General features: G+C 46.6%; 2 tRNA genes and 2 rRNA genes. All 4 read right to left on the bottom strand.

From position 1 onward, the window contains the following. Positions 1-1,535, bottom strand: a 23S ribosomal RNA gene (locus tag AABL85_RS17300); the annotation flags it as partial. 122 nt (positions 1,536-1,657) lie between these two features. Further along, positions 1,658-1,731, bottom strand: a tRNA-Ala gene (locus AABL85_RS17295). A gap of 91 nt (positions 1,732-1,822) precedes the next feature. Continuing rightward, positions 1,823-1,896: transfer RNA gene (locus tag AABL85_RS17290), tRNA-Ile, on the bottom strand. Positions 1,897-1,976: 80 nt separating this feature from the next. Beyond that, positions 1,977-3,029: ribosomal RNA gene (locus AABL85_RS17285) — 16S ribosomal RNA — on the bottom strand; the annotation flags it as partial.

Below are 3,029 nucleotides of genomic sequence, written 5' to 3'. Positions count from 1 at the left end.
GACGCATTTTACTATCAAACCTATAGGTACGTGCTTCAACGAACTATTCCGTCAGTTCGCGGTGCTTTCATCACTGTGTCACTCCATCACAATTATTAGTAGTACGGGAATATTAACCCGTTGGCCATCGACGTCCCCCTTCGGGTGTGCCTTAGGTCCCGACTAACCCTAAGCTGATTAGCATAGCTCAGGAAACCTTAGTCTTACGGCGGGGGTGTTTCTCGCACCCCTTATCGTTACTTATGCCTACATTTTCTTTTCTAAAAGCTCCAGCAATTCTCACAAATCACCTTCTGCGCCGTTAGAATGCTCCCCTACCACTCACGCATATAATGCGCAAATCCATAGCTTCGGTAGTATACTTATGCCCGATTATTATCCATGCTCGATCGCTCGACTAGTGAGCTGTTACGCACTCTTTAAATGAATGGCTGCTTCCAAGCCAACATCCTAGCTGTCTGGGCAATCAAACCGCGTTTTTTCAACTTAGCATACATTTGGGGACCTTAGCTGATGGTCTGGGTTCTTTCCCTCTCGGACATGGACCTTAGCACCCATGCCCTCACTGATAATTATCATTACTTAGCATTCGGAGTTTGTCAGGAATTGGTAGGCGGTGAAGCCCCCGCATCCAATCAGTAGCTCTACCTCTAAGTAACTATCGATTATCGCTGCACCTAAATGCATTTCGGGGAGTACGAGCTATTTCCGAGTTTGATTGGCCTTTCACCCCTACCCACAGGTCATCCGAAAACTTTTCAGCGTTAAACGGTTCGGTCCTCCATTTAGTGTTACCTAAACTTCAACCTGCCCATGGGTAGATCACACGGTTTCGCGTCTACCACTACTGACTAAAGCGCCCTATTAAGACTCGCTTTCGCTACGGATCCATGACTTAATCACTTATCCTTGCCAGCAACGGTAACTCGTAGGCTCATTATGCAAAAGGCACGCCGTCACCCAACTAATGGGCTCCGACCGCTTGTAGGCGTATGGTTTCAGGATCTGTTTCACTCCGTTATTCACGGTTCTTTTCACCTTTCCCTCACGGTACTGGTTCACTATCGGTCTCTCAGGAGTATTTAGCCTTAGCGGATGGTCCCGCCAGTTTCAATCAAGGTTTCACGTGCCCCGACCTACTCAGGATACCACTATTCTTATCTTCTCTTACCTATACGGGACTATCACCCTCTGTGGTTTACCTTTCCAGGTAATTCTAATTCAATCCGCAAGAAATATCGTGGTCCTACAACCCCAAAATTGCCGTAACAACTTTGGTTTGGGCTTTTCCGCGTTCGCTCGCCACTACTTACGGAATCACTTTTGTTTTCTTCTCCTCCGCCTACTTAGATGTTTCAGTTCAGCGGGTTCGCCTCCTATACAGGATACTATATCTTCAATATAGTGGGTTGCCCCATTCGGATATCTACGGATCAATTCGTGTGTGCCAATCCCCGTAGCTTTTCGCAGCTTATCACGTCCTTCTTCGCCTCTGAGAGCCTAGGCATTCCCCATACGCCCTTATTTTGCTTATGTGCTTACAATTCTTATCGAATCGTACTTTCTATATATTTCTATATTATTTTTATTCTTTCTAACTGTTTTGTTAGTTAAGTTTTATCAATATGTCAATGAACGGTTGGACAATCAGTCCTTGTGGAGAATATCGGAGTCGAACCGATGACCTCCTGCGTGCAAGGCAGGCGCTCTAGCCAGCTGAGCTAATCCCCCATTTCTAGTGTTTGGTTAACAGCTTACAGTTAACAGTAACTTTTGGGCGGTTAGTTTAACCTCTAGTATTTCCTTTAAATTAGTAAACTAGTAGTCCCGGGCAGACTCGAACTGCCGACCCCTACATTATCAGTGTAGTACTCTAACCAGCTGAGCTACGAGACTCTGTATTACTTAATTCTTTTATTCTTTTTTTTGGTATTAACAGCGAGAGTAAAGTATCATACTTTATAATTATTCTCTAGAAAGGAGGTGTTCCAGCCGCACCTTCCGGTACGGCTACCTTGTTACGACTTAGCCCTAGTTACTAGTTTTACCCTAGGCAGCTCCTTGCGGTCACCGACTTCAGGTACCCCCAGCTTCCATGGCTTGACGGGCGGTGTGTACAAGGCCCGGGAACGTATTCACCGGATCATGGCTGATATCCGATTACTAGCGATTCCAGCTTCATAGAGTCGAGTTGCAGACTCCAATCCGAACTGAGACAAGCTTTGGAGATTCGCATCCTGTTGCCAGGTAGCTGCTTTCTGTACTTGCCATTGTAGCACGTGTGTAGCCCAGGACGTAAGGGCCGTGATGATTTGACGTCATCCCCACCTTCCTCACGGTTTGCACCGGCAGTCTTGCTAGAGTCCCCGCCACTACGCGCTGGTAACTAACAATAGGGGTTGCGCTCGTTATAGGACTTAACCTGACACCTCACGGCACGAGCTGACGACAACCATGCAGCACCTTGTAAATTGTCCGAAGAAAAATCTGTTTCCAAATCTGTCAATCTACATTTAAGCCCTGGTAAGGTTCCTCGCGTATCATCGAATTAAACCACATGCTCCACCGCTTGTGCGGGCCCCCGTCAATTCCTTTGAGTTTCATTCTTGCGAACGTACTCCCCAGGTGGGATACTTATCACTTTCGCTTAGCCACTCAGTCCGAAAACCGAACAGCTAGTATCCATCGTTTACGGCGTGGACTACCAGGGTATCTAATCCTGTTCGCTCCCCACGCTTTCGTTCATCAGCGTCAATAAATACGTAGTAACCTGCCTTCGCAATTGGTATTCCATGTAATATCTAAGCATTTCACCGCTACACTACATATTCTAGTTACTTCCATATTATTCAAGCTCTGCAGTATCAATGGCAGTGTCCTAGTTAAGCTAGGAAATTTCACCACTGACTTACAAAGCCGCCTACGAACCCTTTAAACCCAATAATTCCGGATAACGCTCGGATCCTCCGTATTACCGCGGCTGCTGGCACGGAGTTAGCCGATCCTTATTCTTACAGTACCGTCAAGTC

This window comes from Myroides odoratimimus (assembly GCF_038039805.1).
In the GTDB taxonomy this organism is placed as follows: domain Bacteria; phylum Bacteroidota; class Bacteroidia; order Flavobacteriales; family Flavobacteriaceae; genus Flavobacterium; species Flavobacterium odoratimimum_B.
This window is presented reverse-complemented; position numbering and strand designations above follow the sequence as displayed.